The organism is Streptomyces sp. NBC_00433, from assembly GCA_036015235.1.
In the GTDB taxonomy this organism is placed as follows: Bacteria; Actinomycetota; Actinomycetes; order Streptomycetales; family Streptomycetaceae; genus Actinacidiphila.
In genome coordinates this window covers 2,481,702-2,503,935 of sequence record CP107926.1, presented here as the reverse complement: position 1 = coordinate 2,503,935, position 22,234 = coordinate 2,481,702, and the positions used below count along the sequence as shown (strand labels likewise).

At 70.9% G+C, this 22,234-nt stretch carries 19 protein-coding genes and 2 pseudogenes; 17 read left to right on the top strand and 4 right to left on the bottom strand.

Going from position 1 to position 22,234, the window contains the following annotated elements; all coding sequences use genetic code 11:
- The first annotated feature begins 3 nt into the window (after window positions 1-3).
- The 3 genes from OG900_10355 to OG900_10345 all read left to right on the top strand — a co-directional run bounded on the left by OG900_10355 (window position 4) and on the right by OG900_10345 (window position 2,907).
- Entirely contained in the window at window positions 4-1,263 is a 1,260-nt protein-coding gene (locus tag OG900_10355) for a HAMP domain-containing histidine kinase (GenBank protein ID WUH90457.1), read from the top strand.
- Between the two features lie 448 nt (window positions 1,264-1,711).
- Entirely contained in the window at window positions 1,712-2,011 is a 300-nt protein-coding gene (locus tag OG900_10350; GenBank protein WUH90456.1) for a DUF4193 domain-containing protein, read from the top strand.
- The gene (locus OG900_10345) at window positions 2,008-2,907 is read left to right on the top strand and encodes a hypothetical protein (protein WUH95694.1); all 900 of its coding nucleotides are present in this window, start codon (window positions 2,008-2,010) and stop codon (window positions 2,905-2,907) included. Before OG900_10350 ends, OG900_10345 begins: the two co-directional genes overlap by 4 nt.
- A gap of 64 nt (window positions 2,908-2,971) precedes the next feature.
- Here OG900_10345 and OG900_10340 read toward each other — a convergent pair whose 3' ends face one another.
- Entirely contained in the window at window positions 2,972-3,427 is a 456-nt protein-coding gene (locus OG900_10340; GenBank protein ID WUH90455.1) for a DUF3093 domain-containing protein, read from the bottom strand.
- Between the two features lie 79 nt (window positions 3,428-3,506).
- Here OG900_10340 and OG900_10335 point away from each other — a divergent pair, with 79 nt between their 5' ends.
- The 9 genes and pseudogenes from OG900_10335 to OG900_10295 all read left to right on the top strand — a co-directional run bounded on the left by OG900_10335 (window position 3,507) and on the right by OG900_10295 (window position 11,589).
- Window positions 3,507-4,112, top strand: a complete 606-nt coding sequence (locus OG900_10335) for a PaaI family thioesterase (protein WUH90454.1) — start codon at window positions 3,507-3,509, stop codon at window positions 4,110-4,112.
- Window positions 4,109-4,633 carry a dUTP diphosphatase gene (dut, locus tag OG900_10330; GenBank protein WUH90453.1) on the top strand — a complete coding sequence of 175 codons (525 nt, stop codon included), beginning with the start codon at window positions 4,109-4,111 and terminating at the stop codon, window positions 4,631-4,633. The genes OG900_10335 and dut overlap by 4 nt, the downstream gene beginning before the upstream one ends.
- A gap of 2 nt (window positions 4,634-4,635) precedes the next feature.
- A complete protein-coding gene (locus tag OG900_10325) occupies window positions 4,636-5,415 on the top strand; it encodes a DUF3710 domain-containing protein (protein ID WUH90452.1) in 780 nt (259 codons plus the stop codon).
- An 82-nt stretch (window positions 5,416-5,497) separates the two neighbouring features.
- Window positions 5,498-6,166: pseudogene (locus OG900_10320) on the top strand (ATP-binding cassette domain-containing protein).
- Window positions 6,167-6,189: 23 nt separating this feature from the next.
- Complete coding sequence (locus tag OG900_10315) at window positions 6,190-6,912, top strand: ABC transporter ATP-binding protein (GenBank protein ID WUH90451.1); 723 nt, start codon at window positions 6,190-6,192, stop codon at window positions 6,910-6,912.
- 205 nt (window positions 6,913-7,117) lie between these two features.
- Window positions 7,118-9,658: a sensor histidine kinase KdpD gene (locus OG900_10310; GenBank protein ID WUH90450.1), complete on the top strand. Its 2,541-nt coding sequence runs from the start codon at window positions 7,118-7,120 to the stop codon at window positions 9,656-9,658.
- Between the two features lie 62 nt (window positions 9,659-9,720).
- A complete protein-coding gene (locus OG900_10305; protein WUH95693.1) occupies window positions 9,721-10,404 on the top strand; it encodes a response regulator in 684 nt (227 codons plus the stop codon).
- 24 nt (window positions 10,405-10,428) lie between these two features.
- Entirely contained in the window at window positions 10,429-10,827 is a 399-nt protein-coding gene (locus tag OG900_10300; GenBank protein ID WUH90449.1) for an OB-fold nucleic acid binding domain-containing protein, read from the top strand.
- A gap of 12 nt (window positions 10,828-10,839) precedes the next feature.
- Entirely contained in the window at window positions 10,840-11,589 is a 750-nt protein-coding gene (locus OG900_10295) for a DUF3159 domain-containing protein (protein WUH95692.1), read from the top strand.
- A 27-nt stretch (window positions 11,590-11,616) separates the two neighbouring features.
- Here the strand turns inward: OG900_10295 and OG900_10290 are convergent, their stop codons facing one another.
- Together OG900_10290 and OG900_10285 are read right to left on the bottom strand one after the other, a co-directional pair.
- Complete coding sequence (locus tag OG900_10290; protein ID WUH90448.1) at window positions 11,617-12,291, bottom strand: TrkA family potassium uptake protein; 675 nt, start codon at window positions 12,289-12,291, stop codon at window positions 11,617-11,619.
- On the bottom strand, window positions 12,288-12,956 hold the full coding sequence (locus tag OG900_10285) for a TrkA family potassium uptake protein (GenBank protein ID WUH90447.1): 669 nt from the start codon (window positions 12,954-12,956) through the stop codon (window positions 12,288-12,290). Before OG900_10285 ends, OG900_10290 begins: the two co-directional genes overlap by 4 nt.
- A gap of 202 nt (window positions 12,957-13,158) precedes the next feature.
- Between OG900_10285 and OG900_10280 the strand changes: the two genes are divergently transcribed.
- The 4 genes and pseudogenes from OG900_10280 to OG900_10265 all read left to right on the top strand — a co-directional run bounded on the left by OG900_10280 (window position 13,159) and on the right by OG900_10265 (window position 18,682).
- Window positions 13,159-15,213 carry an APC family permease gene (locus OG900_10280; protein ID WUH90446.1) on the top strand — a complete coding sequence of 685 codons (2,055 nt, stop codon included), beginning with the start codon at window positions 13,159-13,161 and terminating at the stop codon, window positions 15,211-15,213.
- A gap of 100 nt (window positions 15,214-15,313) precedes the next feature.
- Window positions 15,314-16,642, top strand: a complete 1,329-nt coding sequence (locus OG900_10275) for a class I SAM-dependent RNA methyltransferase (GenBank protein WUH90445.1) — start codon at window positions 15,314-15,316, stop codon at window positions 16,640-16,642.
- A 722-nt stretch (window positions 16,643-17,364) separates the two neighbouring features.
- Window positions 17,365-17,757: pseudogene (locus OG900_10270) on the top strand (alkaline phosphatase family protein).
- Window positions 17,758-18,100: 343 nt separating this feature from the next.
- Window positions 18,101-18,682 carry a hypothetical protein gene (locus OG900_10265; protein ID WUH96090.1) on the top strand — a complete coding sequence of 194 codons (582 nt, stop codon included), beginning with the start codon at window positions 18,101-18,103 and terminating at the stop codon, window positions 18,680-18,682.
- A gap of 247 nt (window positions 18,683-18,929) precedes the next feature.
- Here the strand turns inward: OG900_10265 and OG900_10260 are convergent, their stop codons facing one another.
- Window positions 18,930-19,280 carry an HNH endonuclease gene (locus OG900_10260; protein WUH95691.1) on the bottom strand — a complete coding sequence of 117 codons (351 nt, stop codon included), beginning with the start codon at window positions 19,278-19,280 and terminating at the stop codon, window positions 18,930-18,932.
- Between the two features lie 1,647 nt (window positions 19,281-20,927).
- Between OG900_10260 and OG900_10255 the strand changes: the two genes are divergently transcribed.
- On the top strand, window positions 20,928-22,028 hold the full coding sequence (locus OG900_10255) for a site-specific integrase (GenBank protein ID WUH90444.1): 1,101 nt from the start codon (window positions 20,928-20,930) through the stop codon (window positions 22,026-22,028).
- Window positions 22,029-22,234 lie beyond the last annotated feature (206 nt).

Sequence of the window (22,234 nt, the reverse complement as noted above, 5' to 3'; positions counted from 1 at the left end):
CACGTGGCGACAGCGTCCCCCTCCTCCCCGCCGCCCCCTGCCCCGCAGGCCCCGCCGCGTCCGCCGTGGGACCCGCCGCAGGCCGACGGCCAGCCGCCGTGGCTGCGGCCGACCATCCGGATACGCCTGACCGTGCTCTACGGCGGCATGTTCCTGATCGCCGGCGTGCTGCTGCTGTGGATCATCTACCTGCTGGCCGCGCAGGCCATCCGGCAGGGCAGCGAGATGCCCTTCAAGATCATCAGTGCCAACATCCAGACGAACGGGTGCGCGGCGCTGCCCTCCAGCGGCCAGGCCACCCAGCAGGAGTTCATCGCCGCGGTGAACACCTGTATGCAGCACCAGCGGGACCTGGCGCTCAACACGATGCTCAAGCGCTCGCTGCTGGCCCTGATCGGCCTCGCGCTGGTGGCCTTCGCCTTCGGCTACGTGATGGCCGGCCGGGTGCTGGCCCCGCTGGGCCGGATCACCCGTACCGCGCGCGGCGTCGTCGGCTCCGACCTCAAGCGCCGTATCGAGCTGGACGGCCCCGACGACGAGCTGAAGGAGCTGGCCGACACCTTCGACGAGATGCTGGACCGGCTGGAGCGCTCCTTCGACGCCCAGCGCCGCTTCGTGGCGAACGCCTCGCACGAGCTGCGCACCCCGCTGGCGATCAACCGGACCCTGCTGGAGGTCCAGCTGTCCGATCCGGAGGCGTCCGCCGACCTCCAGCAGCTGGGCAGGACCCTGCTGGCCACCAACGAGCGCAGCGAGCAGCTGGTGGAGGGCCTGCTGCTGCTGGCCCGCAGCGACAACGAGATCATCGACCGCAAGCCGGTGGACCTCGCGGAGGCCGCCTCCCAGGCGCTCGAGCAGACCCGCGGGGAGGCCCAGGCCAAGGGCGTGCGGCTGCGCGCCGCCTTGGAGCCCGCGGTCGTCCAGGGCAACGGGGTGCTCCTGGAGCGCATCGCGCTGAACCTGGTGCAGAACGCGGTGCGGTACAACGTGCCGGAGGACGGCTGGGTCGAGGTGGGCACCGAGGTGCGGGGCGGCCACGCGCTGATCGTGGTGGCCAACACGGGACCGGTCGTCCCGGCATATGAGATCGACAATCTTTTCGAGCCTTTCCGCCGGCTGCGCACCGAGCGCACCGGAAGCGACAAGGGCGTCGGGCTCGGGCTGTCCATCGCACGCTCGGTGGCCAGGGCGCACGGCGGCGTGATCAGCGCGGAGCCGCGCGAGGGCGGCGGCCTGGTCATGCGGGTCGCGATCCCGGTGTGAGCCCGGCCCCGGCGGCCCGGTTCCGGTGTGAAGCGGGTCACTTCCGTGGTTCCGGAAGGGCGCGGCCCGCCCGGTCGTTGTTCGCTTTGCGAATAATTTTGTGGTCTGTGCCGCGTCCGGTCGAGTTGTGATCGATCGCACACACGATTTCCGCATCGCCTACACTCAGTGATCAAGACATTGGGGAAAAGACCGGAAAATCCATGTTTCCGCAGGTCATGATCACGGGAAGTACACGTACTGGCGGCCGCGGCGGAATCATTCCCGGCCACGGAAGACCATGATCGGCCACCTGTGCGATCACCCCTTCGGGGGTGTAGCTGGGTGTCGATTGAGTAACAGGCCTTGATGTGAGGCAAAATCTCCGCTTCAGGTCGGGCACAAGTCCGGCCTCCCGCGCGTTACCTGCGCTGGAGACACCACAGACACCCACAGGGGGAGAGCGAAAATGGCTACGGATTACGACACCCCACGCAAGACCGACGATGATGTCAACGAGGACAGCATCGAAGAACTGAAGGCCAGGAGGAACGAGAAGTCGACCTCCGCGGTCGACGTCGACGAGTTCGACCAGGCAGAGTCCCTGGAGCTGCCCGGCGCCGACCTCTCCAACGAGGAGCTGTCGGTCCGCGTGCTGCCCCGGCAGGCTGACGAGTTCACCTGCATGAGCTGCTTCCTGGTGCACCACAGGAGCCAGCTCGCGTCGGAGAAGAACGGCAACCCGATCTGCCGCGACTGCGCGGCCTGATCGGTGTGAGCGGCACGCCGGAAGGCCGTGAGGGCGCTGAGCGGGGCCGTGCGGCCTCGCTCGCGGCCATGACCGCCCGCGGCCTCGGCCGGGGCGTCAGGCGCGGTGTGAGCGGTGTGAGCGGCGGCGCCCGCAAGGGCGGCGGCGTCGCACTCGGCGGCGCCCGCAGAGGCGGCAGCGCCGCACGGGTCGGGATCGGCACGGCGTCCGAGCGACTCATCGAGGTGGCACCCCGCATTCCGGTGCGGGACCTCGCCACCTTGCGCCGGCAGTTTCCCGGGCTCGGCCCGGAAGAGATCGCGGACCGGCTCATCTCGGCCGCGGTCAAGGGCACGATGACGGTCGGCGCCGGTATCGGCGCCGCCGCGATGCTGCCCACCCCGCCGGCGATGCCGGCCGAGCTGGTGGCCGAGACGCTCGGCGTCGCGGCCATCGAGTACAAGCTCATCGCCGAACTGCACGAGGTCTACGGACTGCGCGTCCCCGGCGGCGCCCGCGAGCGGGCGACCGCCTATCTGTGGTCCTGGACCGAGCAGCGCGGCATCGATGTGCTGAAGCTGTCCACCGTCAATGTCGCGCTGGGCAGCAGCATGAAGCGGGAGATGCGGCAGCGGCTGCTGCGCAGGACGCTGCGCAATGCGCCGGTCCTCACCCCGTTCATGATCGGCGCCGCTGTCGGGGCGGTGATGAACCGCCGGGACACCCGCAAGCTGGCCGAGCGGGTCCGCCGCGACCTGCGCGTCGCGCAGTTCCCCTGGCCCGAGCTGCCGGCCGCCGAGGCCGGTCCCGGACCCTTCCCCGTGATCGACGCGGGCCCGGACACCCACGGTCCGTACGCCGGAGGCCCGGACGACGACCGCCCAGGCGCCGCCGGCAGCCCCCCGGCCGGGCGGTGACCGGCCGGCGACAGGCCGTGCCCGCAGGCCGGACCCGGGCCGGCGACCGTCCCGCGCCGGCGGCCTATCCCGCGTCCACGGTCCTGACCGCGTCCAGCGCCGCGGCGAGCCGCTGCGGCGAGCGCGTCGACAGGTAGACGTAAGGCGTCGGGTCCGCCGGATCGGTCACCTCGACCTTGAGCGCGGTCGGTACGTACGAGCGCAGCAGCATGAAGGCCCGCGGGTCCGCCTTGTGCGACCGCCAGGCCACCGTCTCCTGCGGGTCGAGCACGGTGGCCGCGCCGAGCGCCGCCACCGGGATCCTGGCCTTGCCCGCGACCAGCGAGCCGGCCACCACCCTGATCCGGGCCGAGCCGTAGGAGCTGACCGCCATCATGGACAGGGCCGCGCCGCCGACCAGGCCGGCCAGCAGCGGCAGCGGGCCGAAGGGGAGCAGGATCAGCGCCACCGCCACACCCGCGGCGATGGCGAGGAACCACCAGGATCGCGGGACGGTGAGGCGTTCGTCGTAAGGCTGCATGGCACCAGACTGCCATGTGCCGCGAAGACAGCCGCAGGCACGGCGGGAAGGCACAGCGCAGGGGGGTAGGGTCTCGGGCGTGAGTGCAGCCACGACACCCCCGGGCGCAGGACGGCCGGGCCTGACGCCGCCGTCCGACGCCGCCGCCCCGGTAAGGCACCCCGACGCCCCCGCGCCGGGTGAACTGCTGGGCGCGCACTACGACCAGTGCTTCGGTTGCGGCGAGTCCCAGCCGCACGGGCTGCACCTCGCGGCCAGGGCCGGCGAAGGCGTCAGCGTCACCGCCGAGTTCACCGTGCAGCCCGCCCACCAGGGGGCGCCGGGCCTCGCGCACGGCGGGGTGCTGGTGTCGGCGCTCGACGAGACGCTGGGCTCGCTGAGCTGGCTGCTGCGGGTCATCGCGGTCACCGGCCGGCTGGAGTCGGACTTCGTCCGCCCGGTGCCGGTCGGCGCCACCCTGCACCTGTCGGCCCGCTGCACCGCGGTCGCCGGCCGGAAGATCTACAGCAGTGCCGAGGGCCGGATCGGCGGCCCGGAAGGGCCGGTGGCGGTCCGCGCCGACGCCCTCTTCATCGAGGTCAAGCTCGACCACTTCACGGCCAACGGCAGGCCGGAGGAGATCAGGGCCGCGATGGACGACCCGGACCAGGTCAAGGTCGCCCGCGCCTTCGAGGTGAACCCGTGACCCGGCCCCCGGTGGACGTGCTGCTGCACCGCCTCGACGACTCCGTGCCGGTGCCCTCCTACGGGCACCCCGGGGACGCCGGCGCCGACCTGATCACCACCGAGGCCGCCGAGTTGGCCCCCGGCGAGCGGGCCGTGCTGCCCACCGGGATCTCCATCGCGCTGCCCGACGGCTACGCGGCCTTCGTGCACCCGCGCTCCGGCCTTGCCGCGCGCTGCGGGGTGGCCCTGGTGAATGCCCCGGGAACGGTGGATGCCGGGTACCGTGGAGAGATCAAGGTGATCGTCGTCAATCTGGACCCGCGTGAGACCGTGCGGTTCGACAGGGGCGACCGGATCGCCCAACTGGTCGTCCAGCAGGTCGAGCGGGTCCGCTTCCACGAAGTGGCGGAGCTGCCCGGCTCTGCCAGGGCCGCGGGGGGCTTCGGCTCCACGGGGGGTCATGCCGCGGTGGGGACGCCGTCGGCTGACACGTCCAGATACGGATACGCATCGGTCGTAGCAGACCGGGAAGGACAGTGACCGTGTTCCGTCGTCGCAAGGAGCGCGAAGACGCCCTCGACGAGCTCGATGAGGCCGTCGAGGCCGAAGACGAGCTGGCCGAAGACGCCGAGGAGTCGGACGACTCCGGTGACTCCGACTCCAACCGCTACAACCTTCCGCCCGCACCGCGGCCCGACGGGCCGTGGGACGTGAGCGAGGTCAGGGAGCCCGGTGACGGCCGGGTGGACCTCGGCGGACTGTTCGTGCCCGGAGTCGAGGGCATGGAGCTGCGGGTGGAGGTGGCCGGCGAGTCGATCGTGGCCGCCACCGTGGTGCTGCGGGACAGCGCCGTCCAGCTCCAGGCGTTCGCCGCACCCAAGTCCGAGGGGATCTGGGGCGAGGTGCGCGAGGAGATCGCTTCCGGCATCACCCAGCAGGGCGGTGTCGTGGACGAGGTCGAGGGCCCGCTGGGCTGGGAGCTGCGCGCCCAGGTGCCGGTGCAGCTGCCCGACGGCACCAACGGGGTGCAGCTGGTGCGCTTCGTCGGCTGCGACGGACCGCGCTGGTTCCTGCGCGGGGTGATCTCGGGGCAGGGCGCGGTGCAGCCGGCGGCCGCGGGAGTGCTGGAGTCGGTCTTCCGCGACACCGTGGTGCTGCGCGGCGACTCCCCGATGGCGCCGCGCGACCCGATCGTGCTCAAGCTGCCCAACGACGCCCAGATGGTGCCGGACGGCGCCGCGGCCGAGCAGCAGGAGCCGTCGAAGTTCGGTGACGGCATCGACCCGATGCGCCGCGGCCCGGAGATCACCGAGCTGCACTGACCCCCGGGGGTCGCGCCACCGTCGCACACCGGCCCGGACCTGGTCAGCCAGGTCCGGGCCGCGCTGTTCCACCCGCCGTCGGCAGCAGACCGGCCGCAACCTGCTGCCGTACCTGACGGCGCTGGAGAACGTGACGCTGCCGATGGGATACGCCCGCGTCCCGCGTGCCGAGCGCGCCGGTCGGGCCGTGGAGCTGCTCGACATGCTCGGCGTCGCCGACTGCCGCAACCGCCGCCCCGGCGAGCTGTCCGGCGGCCGGCAGCAGCGCGTGGCCGTCGCGGTGGCGGGCGCCAACACCCCCCGGGTGCTCTTCGCCGACGAGCCCACCGGCGAGCTGGACACCGCGAGCGGCGCGGAGGTCTTCGCCGCCCTGCGCCGCACCAACGCGGAATCGGGCGTCACGGTCCTGATCGTTACCCACGACCCCGCGGTCTTCGGGCAGGTCAGGCGTACGGTACGAATACACGACGGCCGGACCGCGACCGAAGTGCTGCGCCCGTCCGCGGGTGTGGCGGGGGCGGATGCGGGCGCCGCGGAGGAATACGCCGTACTCGACCGGGTCGGCCGGCTGCGGCTGCCGCGGGAATTCACCGAGCGCGACGGCCCGCACCGCCGCGTCCGGCTGACCGCGGAGCCCGACCACCTCGGAGTGTGGCCGGACCGCGGGCAGGGCGCGGCGGGGACCGGGCAGGCTCCGGCACCCGGTGTGGACGGACAGGGAAGCGAAGAGCAGGAGGGGGACGAGGAATGAGCGACCGGGAAGGGGGCGCGGGAATGACCGAGCAGTCAGCCACGGCGCTGGCGACGTCGCCGAAGACCGGCGGCATGGTGGTGGTCGAGGACCTGACCCGCTCCTACGGGAGCGGCGACACGGCCGTGCACGCGCTGCGCGGGGTGTCGTTCGCGGTGCCGCGCGGCGAGCTGGTGGCGCTCAAGGGCCGCTCGGGCTCGGGCAAGACCACCGTGCTGAACCTGGTGGGCGGCCTGGACAGCCCCGACGGCGGCCGCATATCGCTGGACGGCACGGAGCTGGCGGGGCTCGGTGACGACGACCTGCTGGCGCTGCGCAGGGACCGGATCGGCTTCGTCTTCCAGTCCTTCGGCCTGATCCCCATCCTCACCGCGGCCGAGAACGTCGGGGTGCCGATGCGGCTGCGCAAGACGCCGCCGCGCGAGCGCGAGGAGCGGGTCGAGCTGCTGCTCGCCCTGGTCGGCCTCGCCGACCACGCCGCCCAGCGCCCCGGCGAGCTGTCCGGTGGCCAGCAGCAGCGGGTCGCCATCGCCAGGGCCCTCGCCAACCGGCCCGACCTGATCATCGCCGACGAGCCCACCGGGCAGCTCGACGCCGACACCGGCCTGGCCGTGATGGAGCTGCTGCGGGCCGTGGTCCGCAGCGAGGGTGTGACGGCGCTGGTCGCCACCCACGACCACCAGCTGCTCGCGCTGGCCGACCGGGTGCTCGAACTGCGCGACGGCCGGATCGTCTCCGACAGCTGAGCGGCCGGGGCGGCACCCGGCCGGCGGGTTCCCGGCGACGGTGACACCGGGCGACGGCCCGTGACCGAAAGCGCCCGGGACCGGGCGCTTTCCGCGGTCCATGGCCGGCACCGTGGCCCTATATGCCGTCAAGACGGCGTCAAGGTGTCCCCGGACGGACTGCCCGGTCCGATATGTCCGGTTCGGTCGTTCTAAGGTCATAGGCATGGCACGCGGCACATTGCGGATATACCTGGGGGCCGCCCCCGGCGTCGGCAAGACCTACGCCATGCTCTCCGAGGCCCACCGGCGCGTCGAGCGCGGCACCGACCTGGTCATCGGCTATGTCGAGCACCACCGCAGGCCGCGTACCGAAGTGATGATGCACGGCCTGGAGGAGGTCGCCCGCCGCGAGCACGACTACCGCGGCAGCGCCTTCACCGAGATGGACGTCGACGCGGTGCTGCGCCGGGCACCCGAGGTCGCACTCGTGGACGAGCTGGCCCACACCAATGTGCCGGGCTCGCGCAATGCCAAGCGCTGGCAGGACGTCGAGGAGCTGCTGGCGGCCGGCATCGACGTGGTGTCCAACGTCAACATCCAGCACCTGGAGTCGCTCGGCGACGTCGTCGAGGCCATCACCGGGGTGCGGCAGCGCGAGACCGTGCCCGACGAGGTGGTCAGGCGGGCCGACCAGATCGAGCTGGTCGACATGTCGCCGCAGTCCCTGCGCCGCCGGATGGCGCACGGCAACATCTACGCCCCCGACAAGGTCGACGCGGCCCTGTCCAACTACTTCAGGCCGGGCAACCTGACCGCGCTGCGCGAGCTGGCGCTGCTGTGGACCGCCGACCGGGTCGACGAATACCTGCGCGAATACCGCGCCGAGCACCGCATATCCGCCGCCTGGAAGGCCCGCGAGCGGATCGTCGTCGGCCTGACCGGCGGCCCCGAGGGCCGCACCCTGATCCGGCGGGCCGCCAGGATGGCCGCCAAGGGCTCGGGCGGCGAGATCCTGGCCGTGCACATCGTGCGCAGCGAGGGACCGGTGTCCGGTTCGGCCAAGGAGCTGGCCGTCCAGCGCACCCTGGTCGAGGACCTCGGCGGCTCCTTCCACCATGTCATCGGCGACGAGGTGCCCGACGCGCTGCTGGACTTCGCCCGCGGCGCCGACGCCACCCAGATCGTGCTCGGCAGCAGCCGCCGCAAGACCTGGCAGTACGCCTTCGGGCCGGGCGTCGGCACCACCGTCGCCCGCGAGGCCGGCGACATCGACGTCCACATCGTCAGCCACGAGCACGTCGCCAAGGGCCGCGGCCTGCCCGCCGCCCGCGGCGCCAAACTCGGCCGCTCCCGGGTGGTGGCGGGCTGGCTGACCGGTGTGCTCGGCCCGGTGCTGCTCGCGGTGGTGCTCACCCAGTGGCACCCGGGCCCCGGCCAGGCCACCGACATGCTGCTCTTCCTGACCCTCACGGTCGCCGCGGCCCTGGTCGGCGGGCTGCTGCCCGCGCTGGCGTCCGCGGCGCTCGGCTCGCTGCTGCTGAACTACTACTTCACCCGGCCCACCCACTCCTTCACCATCGCCCAGCCGGAGAACATCGTCGCGATCGTGATCTTCGTGCTGGTCGGCGCCGCCGTCGCCTCGGTGGTGGACCTGGCCGCCCGGCGCACCCAGCAGGCGGCCAGGCTGCGCGCCGAGGCGGAGATCCTCTCCCACCTCGCCGGCAGTGTGCTGCGCGGCGAGAGCTCGCTGGACGCGCTGCTCGAACGGGTCAGGGAGACCTTCGGGATGGAGTCGGTGGTGCTGCTGGAGCGGGAGGGCGAGCACGGCCCGTGGACGTGCGCCGCGTCCGTCGGCAGCCGGCCCTGCGTGCGCCCCGAGGACGCCGACGTGGAGGTGGCCGTCAACGACCGGCTCTCGCTGGCGCTGCTCGGCCGGGTGCTGCCGGCCTCCGACCGCCGGGTGCTGTCGGCCTTCGCCGCGCAGGCCGCGGTGGTCCTGGACCGCAAGCGGCTCGCCGACGAGGCGGGCAGGGCGCGGGAGCTGGCCGAGGGCAACCGGATACGCACCGCGCTGCTCGCCGCCGTCTCCCACGACCTGCGCACCCCGCTGGCCGGCATCAAGGCGTCGGTGTCCTCGCTGCGGTCCGCCGACGTGGCCTGGTCCGAGGAGGACGAGGCGGAGCTGCTGGCCGGCATCGAGGACGGCGCCGACCGCCTCGACCACCTGGTGGGCAACCTGCTGGACATGTCGCGGCTGCAGACCGGCACCGTCAACCCGCTCATCCGCGAGCTGGACCTCGACGAGGTGGTGCCGATGGCGCTGGGCGGTGTCCCCGAGCGGAGCGTCACCCTGGACATCCCCGAGACGCTGCCGATGGTCGCGGTGGACCCCGGCCTGCTGGAGCGCAGCGTCGCCAACGTGGTGGAGAACGCCGTCAAGTACAGCCCGCCCGGCGAACCGGTCCTGGTGGCCGCCAGCGCCCTCGGCGACCGGGTGGAGGTCCGGGTGGCCGACCGCGGCCCGGGGGTGCCCGAGAGCGCCAAGGAGCAGATATTCGAGCCCTTCCAGCGGTACGGCGACGCGCCGCGCGGCACCGGTGTGGGCCTCGGCCTCGCGGTCGCCCGCGGCTTCGCCGAGGCCATGGGCGGCACCCTGGTCGCCGAGGACACGCCCGGCGGCGGCCTGACCATGGTGCTCACCCTGCGTGCCGCGGCGGGCGGCCGGCCGGCCCGCCCGGGTCTTCCCGTGACGGCGACCACATGAGCCGGCAGGCGGGGCAGGAGCCGGCGGGCGGCGCCGGGCACGGGGACGCGAAAGGGCGGCGGATGTACCGGGTGCTGGTGGTGGACGACGAACCGCAGATCGTCAGGGCGCTGGTGATCAACCTGCGGGCGCGCGCCTACGAGGTCGACGCGGCGCACGACGGGGCCTCCGCGCTGCGGGTGGCCGCCGCGCGGCACCCCGACGTGGTCGTGCTGGACCTCGGGCTGCCCGACATGGACGGCGTCGAGGTGATCCGCGGGCTGCGCGGCTGGACCCGGGTGCCGATCATCGTGCTGTCCGCCCGGCACGCCTCCGACGAGAAGGTCGAGGCGCTGGACGCGGGCGCCGACGACTACGTGACCAAGCCCTTCGGCATGGACGAGCTGCTGGCCCGGCTGCGGGCCGCGGTGCGCCGCGCCACGCCGACCGGGCCCGAGGACGACGCCTCGGCGGTGGAGACCGAGAGCTTCACCGTGGACCTGGCTGCCCGCAAGGTCCACCGCGGCGGCGCCGACGTACGCCTCACGCCCACCGAGTGGCACCTGCTCGAAGTGCTGGTGCGCAACCCCGGCCGGCTGGTCTCGCAGAAGCAGCTGCTGCAGGAGGTCTGGGGCCCCGCCTACGGCACGGAGAGCAACTACCTGCGGGTGTACATGGCCCAGCTGCGGCGGAAGCTGGAGGCCGACCCGGCCCGGCCGCGGCACTTCATCACCGAACCCGGCATGGGTTACCGCTTCGAGGCGTGAGGCCAGGCCGGTACGCTGGGTCGTATGAGTGGTGCCATCCGTTCTGAGCGGCCAGCGGGCCGCTTCCGCCGCATGCTCGACCGGCTCTCGTCCTCGCAGGAGGAACTGCACTCGGAGGAGTTGCAGGAAGAGACCCGGGCCGTCGGCTGTACCCGGATCAAGGACTGCTCCGACCGCCAGATAGTGTCGGTCACCGGTACGCTGCGTACGGTCACGCTGCGTCCCCGGGCGGGCGTGCCCGCACTGGAGGCGGAGCTGTTCGACGGATCCGCCGCGCTGGACGTGGTCTGGCTCGGCCGCCGCAGCATCACCGGTATCGAACCAGGCCGGCGGATCATCGCCTCCGGCCGGATCTCCATGAACCGAGGCCGCCCGGTGCTGTTCAACCCCAAGTACGAACTGCGTCCGGTCGGACAGGAGTAGCTGGTGGCGTCGATCGACAACAAGGACCACGGCAACACGGAGGGCCCGCAGGGCGAGGAGGCCCAGGTCAGGGCGGCCACGGAGGCCGCGCTGCTGGACGCCTTCGGCGGCGTCCTCGGCATGGTGGAGACCACCGTGCCCGGCCTGATCTTCGTGGTGGTCTACACGGTCAACCACGACATCAAGTCGTCCGCGCTCGCCGCGCTGGCCCTGTCGGTGGTGCTGGGCATCGCCCGGCTGGCCCGCAAGGACACCCTCAAGCACGCCTTCAGCGGGGTCTTCGGCATCGCCTTCGGCGCGCTGTTCGCGATGATGTCCGGCAATGCGAAGAACTTCTACCTGCCCGGCATGCTCTACACGCTGGGCCTGGGCGTCGCCTACGTGGTCTCGGCGCTGGCCGGCTTCCCGCTGCTGGGACTGATCCTCGGCCCGGTCTTCAAGGAGAACCTGTCCTGGCGCACCCGCAATCCGGGGCGGCTGCGCGCGTACACCAAGGCGAGCTGGGCCTGGGGCCTGATCCTGCTGGCGAAGTCGGCGATCCTCTTCCCGCTGTACTGGTGGGGCAATGCCACCCAGCTGGGCTGGGTCAAGGTCGCGCTCGGCATCCCGCCCTTCCTGCTGTCGGTCTACCTGACCTGGATCTTCCTGGTGAAGGCGCCGGCCCCGATCGACGTGATCGCGGAGATGGAGGCGGCCGAGGAGGAGCGCAAGGCCGAGAAGGAGCGGGCCGAGGCCGCGGAGACCGGGCAGGCGGTCAAGTAGGACCCGCCTGCCCGGCGCGGCAGCGGGTCAGCCGCCGGTGGGGCCCTGGAGCGACAGCAGGTCCTCCAGCTGCTCCTCCCGGTGCGGTGCCGCCACGAACAGCAGCTCGTCGCCGGCCTCCAGCGCGTCGTCCTTGGACGGCGTCAGCACCCGGTTGCCGCGGATGATGGTGACCAGTGAGGTGTCCTGCGGCCACTCCACGTCACCGACCCGGGTGCCGACCAGCGCGGCCTCCTCGGGCAGCGTCAACTCGACGAGGTTCGCGTCACCCTGGCTGAAGCGCAGCAGCCGGACCAGGTCGCCGACGCTCACCGCCTCCTCGACCAGGGCCGACATCAGCCGCGGCGTGGAGACGGCGACGTCCACCCCCCACGACTCGTTGAACAGCCACTCGTTCTTCGGGTTGTTCACCCGGGCGACGACCCGCGGCACGCCGTACTCGGTCTTGGCGAGCAGCGACACCACCAGGTTGACCTTGTCGTCGCCGGTCGCGGCGATCACCACATTGCAGCGCTGCAGCGCTGCCTCGTCGAGCGAGGTGATCTCGCACGCGTCGGCCAGCAGCCACTCGGCCTGCGGCACCCGCTCCACCGAGATGGACGTGGGGTTCTTGTCGACGAGCAGCACCTCGTGCCCGTTCTCCAGCAGCTCGGCCGCGATGGACCGGCCGACCGCGCCGGCCCCGGCGATGGCCACCCTCATGAGTGGGCCTCCTCGGGTCCCTTGGCGAAGGCCGCCTCGACGTCGGCGACCTCGTCGGAGCGCAGGATCACATGGACGAGGTCGCCCTCCTGCAGCACGGTCTGCGCGGTGGGCAGCATCGCCTCGCCGAGCCGGGTGAGAAATGCCACCCTGGCGCCGGTCTCCTCCTGCAGTGTGCTGATCTTGTGCCCTATCCAGCCGGGCGAGGTGTGCACCTCGGCGAGCTGCACCCCGCCGCTGGGGTCGCGCCACAGCGGCTCCGCGCCGGCCGGCAGCAGCCTGCGCAGCATCTGGTCGGCGGTCCACCGCACGGTGGCCACGGTCGGGATGCCCAGCCGCTGGTAGACCTCGGCTCGACGCGGGTCGTAGATTCTGGCCGCCACATTCTCGATGCCGAACATCTCCCTGGCCACCCGGGCCGCGATGATGTTGGAGTTGTCGCCGCTGCTGACGGCCGCGAAGGCGCCCGCCTCCTCGATACCGGCCTCACGCAGCGTGTCCTGGTCGAACCCGACTCCGGTCACCCGGCGCCCGCCGAATCCGGAGCCCAGCCGGCGGAACGCCTTGGGGTCCTGATCGATCACCGCGACCGTATGACCTTGCTGTTCGAGGGAGTGCGCGAGAGTGGAGCCCACTCGCCCGCATCCCATAATCACGACGTGCACGACCGTCCTTCCGGCTGTCAACGTTTCGACTGAGACTGTGTGCTGAGTCGTAGAGGTCGTTCCAAGCGTCTCAGACCGCGGCCAAAGCTACACACGCGCGCCGCGGCACAGAAGGTTGCGTCCGGGCGGCGCCACAAGTTCGCCACACTCCATAAAGGGACTGGGGCACCCGCACGTATGGGCGATCCCTTAACATCGCGGGGTGTCCAAACTGACCGACCTGCCGAAACGGATCCTCATCGGCCGGGCGCTGCGCAGCGACAAGCTGGGCGAGACGCTGCTCCCCAAGCGGCTCGCGCTTCCCGTCTTCGCATCCGACCCGCTGTCATCCGTGGCGTACGCGCCGGGCGAGGTGCTCCTCGTCCTGTCGATCGCGGGAGTGTCGGCCTACCACTTCAGCCCGTGGATCGCGGGCGCGGTCGTGGTGCTGATGTTCACCGTCGTCGCCTCCTACCGGCAGAACGTGCACGCCTACCCCTCGGGCGGCGGCGACTACGAGGTCGCCACCACCAACCTGGGGCCGAGGGCGGGCCTGACCGTCGCCAGCGCGCTGCTGGTCGACTACGTGCTCACGGTGGCGGTGTCGGTCGCCTCCGGCGTGGAGAACCTCGGCTCCGCGGTGCCCTTCTTCGTCAGCCACAAGGTGCTCGGCGCGGTCGGCATGATCGTGATCCTGATGCTGATGAATCTGCGCGGGGTGCGCGAGTCCGGCACGATCTTCGCGATCCCCACCTACGCCTTCGTCTTCGGCGTCTTCTGCATGATCGCCTGGGGCATCCTCAAGATCGCCACTGGGCATGACATGCACGCGCCTACCGCCGGTTTCACGATCCACGCCGAGTCCTCCGGCCTCGGCGGCTTCGCGCTGATCTTCCTGCTCCTGCGCGCCTTCTCCTCCGGCTGCGCCGCCCTGACCGGCGTCGAGGCGATCAGCAACGGCGTACCCGCCTTCAAGAAGCCCAAGTCCAAGAACGCCGCCACCACGCTGGCCGCGATGGGCCTGCTGGCCGTCACCATGTTCTGCGGCATCATCGCGCTGGCGATAAACACCCATGTGCGGATGGCCGAGAACCCCGCGACCGACCTGCTCAACCACGGCGTCCCCGTCGGCTCCGGCTTCACCCAGGACCCGGTCATCGCCCAGGTCGCGGAGGCGGTCTTCGGCAACAACTCGATCCCGTTCATCTTCCTGGCCGCCGTCACCGCCCTGGTGCTCTTCCTGGCCGCCAACACCGCCTACAACGGCTTCCCGGTGCTCGGCTCGATCCTCGCCCAGGACCGCTACCTGCCGCGCCAGCTGCACACCCGCGGCGACCGGCTGGCCTTCTCCAACGGCATCGTGGTGCTCGCCGGCCTCGCCATCGTCCTGGTCTACATCTACGGCGCCGACTCCACCCGGCTGATCCAGCTCTACATCGTGGGCGTCTTCGTCTCCTTCACCCTCAGCCAGACCGGCATGGTCAGGCACTGGAACCGCCACCTGCGCACCGAGACCGACCAGGCCAAGCGCCGCCGCATGCTGCGCTCCCGGGCGATCAACACCTTCGGCGCCTTCCTGACCGGCCTGGTCCTGGTCATCGTGCTGCTCACCAAGTTCACCCACGGCGCCTGGGTCGCGGTGCTCGGCATGGTCGTCTTCTACGCCACCATGACCGCGATCCGCCGCCACTACACCCGGGTCTCCGACGAGATCGCCGCCGAGGACGAACCGGGCGACGACTACGTACGCCCCTCCCGCGTGCACTCCATCGTGCTGGTCTCCAAGCTGCACAAGCCCACCCTGCGGGCGCTGTCCTACGCCAAGCTGATGCGCTCCGACACCCTCGAAGCACTCAGCATCAACGTCGACCCCGACGACACCAAGGCCCTGCAGGCCGACTGGCACCGACGCGGCATCGACGTGCCGCTCAAGGTCCTCGACTCGCCCTACCGCGAGATCACCCGCCCGATCATCGACTACGTCAAGGGGCTGCGCCGCAACAGCCCGCGCGACGTGGTCAGCGTCTACATCCCCGAATACGTCGTCGGCCACTGGTACGAGCACCTGCTGCACAACCAGAGCGCGCTGCGGCTCAAGGGCCGGCTGCTCTTCACCCCCGGCGTGATGGTCACCTCGGTGCCCTACCAGCTGGAGTCCTCCGAGGCCGCCAGGGCCCGTGCCCGCCGCCGCGCCGACTGGAGCGCGCCGGGCTCCATCCGCCGCGGCCCGGTCGGCCCGCTCCCCCCGCAGCAGCGCGAGCACCAGCGCGAGCAGTGACGGCGGGACCGGGGCGGTCCGCGGACCCGTAGAGTGGGCTGTCGCGCACCCCGGGAAAGGGTTGCCGCGCACCCCGAGAAGAGCCCAGGAGCACCACCGCATGCAGACCGAGCCCGCCCCGTCACTGGTCGGCCAGGAGTACGAGGTAGAGATCGGCCCGGTGGCGCACGGCGGCCACTGCCTCGCGCGCACCGCGCAGGGCCAGGTCCTCTTCGTCCGGCACACCCTGCCGGGCGAGCGGGTCGTCGCCCGCGTCACCCACGGCGAGGTCGGCGCGAGCTTCCTGCGGGCCGACGCCGTCCGCGTGCTGACCGCCTCCAAGGACCGCGTCGAGGCGCCCTGCCCCTTCTCCGGCCCCGGCCGCTGCGGCGGCTGCGACTGGCAGCACGCCGCCCCCGGCGCCCAGCGGCGCCTCAAGGCCGCGGTCATCACCGAGCAGCTGGCCAGGCTCGCCGGGCTCACCCCCGAGGAGGCCGGCTGGGACGGCACGGTGGAGCCCGCCCCCGGCGACAAGGTCGCCAAGGGCGAGGTGCCGGCCTGGCGCACTCGCGTGCAGTACGCGGTGGACGGCGAAGGGCGCGCGGGCCTGCGCAGGCACCGCTCGCACGACGTCGAGGTCATCGACCACTGCATGATCGCCGCACCCGAGGTCAGCGAGCTGGGCGTCGAGGCCCGCGCGTGGCCGCAGATCGCCCAGGTCGAGGCGATCGCCGCCACCGGGTCGAGCGACCGCCAGGTCGTCCTCACCCCGCAGCCCGGCGGCCGGCTGCCCATCGTGGAACTGGACCGCCCCGTCTCGGTGTTGCGGATCGGGGAGAAGGACCAGGCCGTCCACCGCGTCCACGGCCGCGACTTCGTCCGCGAGCGCGCCGCGGACCGCACCTGGCGGGTCGGCGACGGCGGCTTCTGGCAGGTCCACCCGAAGGCCGCCGACCTGCTGGTCGAGGCCGTCATGCAGGGCCTGATGCCCCGCAAGGGCGACATGGCGCTCGACCTCTACTGCGGTGTCGGCCTCTTCGCCGGCGCCCTGGCCGAGCGCGTCGGCGAACGCGGCGCCGTCCTCGGCATCGAGTCCGCCAAGCGTGCCGTCCAGGACGCCCGGCACAACCTCCAGGACCTCGACCGGGTCCGTATCGAACAGGGCAAGGTCGACCACGTCCTTCCCCGCACCGGCATCAGCGAGGTCGACCTGATCGTCCTCGACCCGCCCCGCACCGGCGCCCGCCGCCCCACCGTCCGCCACCTCGCCTCCCTCGGCGCCCGCCGCATCGCCTACGTCGCCTGCGACCCCGCCGCCCTCGCCCGCGACCTCGGCTACTTCGCCGAGGAGGGCTACCGCGTGGCGGGCCTGCGCGCCTTCGACCTCTTCCCGATGACCCACCACGTGGAGTGCGTGGCGGTGCTCGTGCCCCATGGGAAGGGCGCCTGACCTGCGAGTTTGCCGATGTGCGTTATGTGCGCTGTGCGCGTTACGGGCGATATCTTGACGCTGAAACGACGCTCGTGACGCTCGTTTGACGCTCGTTGATCTTGGAAGCTGACAAGTGGTCAGCTGTCTTGAGTGGACAGGTCAGGTCCCTGTTGATGGCGTGTTGAGTCGCTCGCAAAATCGCCAAAAAATTCGGCGGGGAGACGTTCGAACTGCCGCCCGGCGTTTTGACCTGTCAACCCGCACCCACTGATCACCCGTCACCAGCCAATGCAGGCGCTGTGGTCGGGTACTGCCGCGCCGACGACGTAGCCGCCGGCTTCCTGACAGCGAAGGCGGCCGTGCTCAGTGCGCGAAGCACGGCCGCTGTTGAAATCAGCAGCACGCACTGGCGACAGCCTCTGGAGCGGAGTGTCAGCGGCGGGCTGTATCGGCCTGGTAGGGGCGTGGAGTTGGGCGATCTTGTGGGCAAGTTCGGTGCGGTCGGTGCGGTCGATGTTCCGCGCGTCGGCCGCGTGTGTGGTCAACCCGAGGATGAGGTGCAGGAGGCGGGCTTCCTCTTGCTTTTCTTCCCGCTCGGGGTCGAGGGCAGGGTCTGTTGCGAAAGTGGATCTTGGCTCCCGCCCGTGATTGTCAGGCAAGGCCTACCGTCGGGCCGTGACCTTTACGCTGCCTGACGGTTTGCCTCCCGGGCGCTCCGAGCCTCCTGGTTCGGCGGGAATATGGATCTCGAACGAGTTGCCCGAGGACATCGAAGGATCGTGGGGCCTCCTGCTGGAGCAGACCCGGTGCCGCTCGACCCGCGTACGGCTCCCGCGCCCGGCTACGGCAGGGCCGCGCTGTGCGATGTGATCCCCGCGGCCGTGGCGGGCTTCGGCATTCCCGGGATGCCCGCCACCGGTCTCGACCTGGCGCAGGCCGACCGGGTGTGCGTCTTCCTGGTGGACGGCCTCGGCTGGGAGCTGATCGGGCGGCACCCCGAGGAGGCGCCGTACCTGAACTCGCTGCTGCCGTCCTCGCTGGGCGGCACCGGCCGCCCGCTGACCGCGGGCTTCCCGGCGACGACCGCGACCTCGCTGGCCTCGATCGGCACCGGGCTGCCGCCCGGCGACCACGCGTCCGGATCGCTCACGCCCTCGGCGACAAGCTGCCGCCGACTGGTCGGGAAGTGGTCCGCCACCGTCGCGGTACGACCGCACAGCACGCACCAGGGGTGCGCGTACAGGTACCGCTTACGGACGTTCGGCCAGCGTCGCCCGTACGCACTACCGCCCGGTGTGACCCGCTCTCGGTTCGCCTCACGCTCATGGACTGGACAGCGCCCGCACGTGGTCAGCTCGGGGCACCCGGGTACCGAGCAGGGGGGCGGTGTCTACGCGGCACGGGGTACCTCCATGGCGACGGGGTGTCAGCGGATGCCGGTAGGCTTCTCTCCAGCTACTACCGAAGGGGGTGACAATGAAGACGTCAGCCGAAGAGTCATCGACAGGCTTCGTGGAGGAAGAACTCTCGCGCGTATTGCACGACGCCATCGAAAAGGGATTTCGAGAAGCCGAAAATCACGCTTCCACGCTTGCGGCGAAGTTCGTCAAGCGGTGGCGCAGCGAAGTTGTCTTGTCGCGCCTCTCGGATCTGCCGGATCTCTTCTGGCAAGAAAGCCTGAGCCTTTGTATCACCGTAAGCGATACAGGTACTGAGTCTGAATCCGCCTCTGCGCGGGCTCGCCTCAGGGATGCCGTTGATGGGCTCAGGACTGCTAAATCCCTCAGGGAACGTAGGCTTGCAGCGCGGGAGTTCCTTGATGCGGTTGCAGAGTTGATTATCTGCCTTCTGGCCTTTCTGTCGCGCGCTTTGCTCCTGCTGCTTTCGCGCCTGCTTAACCGGGCTGGTACTAAAGACGACCTGCCGACCTGGATGCCCGATCCGATCGAAACAGCACCTCAGATCACGCCGCGTGGTCCGAACCCGGCCTTCCCCGTGTCTACTTACCGGGGCGGGCGTCGCAGCAGTACGCCGGGGGGCGTCGCAGTAGCTGCCTAGACAACCCGCCGACCAATCAGGTCGGAAGGCTATTCGTCGTGTTCACCCTGCCGGACTCCGCCCCATGGTGGGCCTTCCTGGTCGCTGTCGCCCTAGTGGCTCTCGCCGTCGTTGTGCGTTCCGTGTGGCCACAAGAGTCCGCGGACCGCAAAGAACTGCTGATGGCGCGACAGCGGGAGCGTGTCGAACGTCGGAAGGAGAAGAACCGCCGTAGGTCTCGGCGTCGACTCCAGCCGTGACCGGCAGGTCAGCTTGCCGGGCTGGCCCCGTCGAACTCCGTTGCGGTCTTGAGCGCGTGGCACCCGCGGCACAGCACCTGCACGTTGCTGTCTACGTCCTCGCCCCCAAGGGACAGCGGACGTACGCGGTCGACGTCCACCCCGTTCGCGGGGAAGTCGCCCAAGCACCAGTCACACCAGGCCGAGCCCCGCTCGTCCACACGCCGGCGAAGCCTTGCGGCGGCATCCCGGCGGTTCGCCCGTCGTCGGCCCCGGGCTCGTCGCGTGCGGACGGTGGGCTGTCCCTCGTACGCGTCATGGTGTGTCGTGCATCGCCCCCGATGGGAGGCGGTCTCCGCGCAGTCGATATAGCGCGCCATGATCATCCCCCGGTGAGTAGATAGGAAGATCGGTTTCCGGGTCGTCCCGCGCGGTTGGTGCCGTGCAAGCGCTGACCCGATATGGCGTGGACAGCAAGGCCCCCGGTGTTCTCTTCGCTTAGTAGAAGAAAACGGATTAACGACCGGGGGCCGCTCCATGCCCGCGCCGGCGGCTAAAGGTTGTTGCAGAAGGGTGGGTGTGGGCAGGTCGGTGTGTCGGTTGACCTGCTGGTTTCACCCTCCCAGGGCGAGGTTGTGCATAGTGGTGACGGCCTGGACGGCGTGGTGGAGGCCGTCTCTTGCGTTCATCGGTCGGCGCAGACCGTAGGGATGAGCGGCGCGAGGGAAGTTGGCCCGCGCCATGCGTTCCACGGTGTGACTCCGATGGCAGGGGGATCGGTTTGCTGGTGTCCCAGCGGTACAGGGCCTACCGAAGACTGCGGAGCATCGCCTGTGTCGGCCGCGGCCAGCACAGCGAGGTGCTGGTCTAACCGCGAGGCCTGTAGGTAGGCCGGGGCGGCTTCGGCGTTCGTCGCGGATATTGCGGGGTCTTGCGGCATGCACTTCCTTGGCGTCGGCTGCGAGGGAAGGCACAACAACGGACGGAAAACCCACAAGTCCAGCAACCGGGTAGGGCGTTCCCCGTTGGAGTACGCCCGCTGACCGAACTGCGCTTCACCGTCCATCCTTATCAGGTAATGCGTTTTGCTTGACGGTACTCTCCGTGTTGCCGCCCTCTTGGGGATGCCGATGCTCGTCGGCTGAACGGTCCCGTCCGCCGGCAGGCGAGCACGGCGATCATGGCCCGGCGGCTGGGTCTGCGGTGTGCCCCAAGCTCAGGGGCCGGTGCCAGGCCTGCATGTGGGCGTGGCACCGGCGACAGTGCGAAGAACCGGAGCAATGTGCAAGCGTCCACCTGGACTCGCGGATGCCATGACGCCATCGACGCACAGGACATCGGAGCGTGTCAAAAAGAGCAACGGCTCCGGAGGCCGCGACCTTTGCAAAAGTCGTCGCAGGTCAGCGCCCTATGTGACGCTCCGTCGGCTCTCTCGGCCCAGAGATAGCCCACAGCCTACGACTGTCCGTCTTTGTACCGTTTCGGCTCCGCGCTGGCGCCCCGCAGGACGGACGCCACTCCTGAGAGCATTCCGTGTGCTGCTGCGGTCCATGCGTGCGAAGCAGGGCGCGATGGTGTTCGAGGAGCGCACTGGGAGCGCAGGCAGGGCGTGTGGTGGATGTGTTCGGCGCGGGGAGGTCCTGACGCGCCGCGGCCACTTTGTGTGCTTCCGGGCGCGGGGGCGTACCGGTGCCGATCGAGAGGTGTGTGGGCAGTTCTTCCTTCTCCGGTGGAGAGGGGCAGGGCATGGTCCAGGCGCTGCAGGGCGAGGTTGTCGGTTCGGGTGGTGCTGTCACGGTGGGGCGGTGTCGGGGGCGGTCCGTCCGGCATGCGGTGCCGGCGGGGCAGGGCGGGGGTGTGGCGGCGGTGGCGGGTAAGTTCGGCGCGGAGCTGGCGCGTGCGCTGCGGGCGAGTCTGCTGCCGGCCGGTCGGGGCACGTATGGGCTGCGCGGGCCGTCTGAGCTGAGCTGGTACGCCTTCGCCACCGCGTATGCCCGCGATCACTGGGTGGGTCGGGCCGGGACGACGTGGAACGGCACGAGGCGCTGTGCCGGGTGACCCGGGCCATGCTGTGGGATATGGCCGGGCGGCCGAGCGAGGAGGTGCTGCACCGGGCACTGCGGTCGTGGGCGTTCGTGGTGCCCGGTCCGGAGGCGCGGGAGATACCGGCGCAGGCCCGGCTGATACTGGCGTGGGTGGCCAAAGCGTCCAGGCCGCTGGTCGACCTGTACGACCCGGCGGTAGCCCGGAGTGTGCTGGAGGCGCTGCGGTTGAAGGAGGATGGGGGGCCGGCGGCGCCGGAGACGGTGCGGCGCAAGCGCAGGATCCTGGTGAACGCCTTGTACTACGCGATCGAGCAGGGGGAGCTGGGCAGCAACCCGCTGAGCCGGGTCCGGTGGCGGGTGCCGAAGCAGGCCAAGGCGGTCGACCCGCGGGTGGTGGTCAACCCCCGGCAGGCCCAGAGCTTCCTGGCCGCCCTGACCTACGTCGGCCGCTACAAACGGGCCCGGGGGCGCCGGCTGGTCGGGCTGTTTGCCGGCATGTACTACGCCGGGCTGCGACCCGAGGAGGCCGTCGCGGTGACCCTGGCGGACTGCACCCTGCCCCGCACCGGCTGCGGCCGGCTGGTCGTGCACCGTACCCGCCCGCAGGCGAGTAAGAAATGGACCGACAGCGGCGAGATGCACGACGACCGTGGCCTGAGGAGCCGCCCGCCCGGCGAAGTCCGCATCGTCCCCCTCCCACCCCACCTGGTCGCCATCTGGCGCGACAGCGTCCACACCTTCGGCACCGCACCCGACGGGCGGCTGTTCTTCACCGAACGCGGCACCATCCTCGGCTACACCACCATCCACCGCGCCCGGAATGACGCCCGAGCCCTCGCCCTGCCACCCGAACTCGCCGCCACCCCACTCGCCAAACGCCCCTACGACCTGCGCCACTCAGCCCTGTCCACCTGGCTCGCAGCGGGCGCCGACCCCGCCGAAGTCGCCCAACGCGCCGGCAACAGTGTCGAAGTCCTCCTCACCCGCTACGCCAAATGCCTCTACGACCGCCAGTCCATCAACAACCAACGCATCGAACACCTACTCAGCGCCTACGACGCACACTCGGACTCGGATCAGTAGCCGAATGGTGGCAGGGAGGGGAAAAACGGAAATTACGTAGGTCTCGAAAAGGATCGCCGGCGCCGCGGTCATGCCGTCGCGGTGGAGTGACGACACGGAGATATATCGGGTGAAGTCAATGCGCTGATCCTGGCCAGGTACGCGGAGATTTTCCGTGGGTGAGGCCCTCGCAGACGGCGACAGCAAAATCTCGTCCAGGCCCGTCA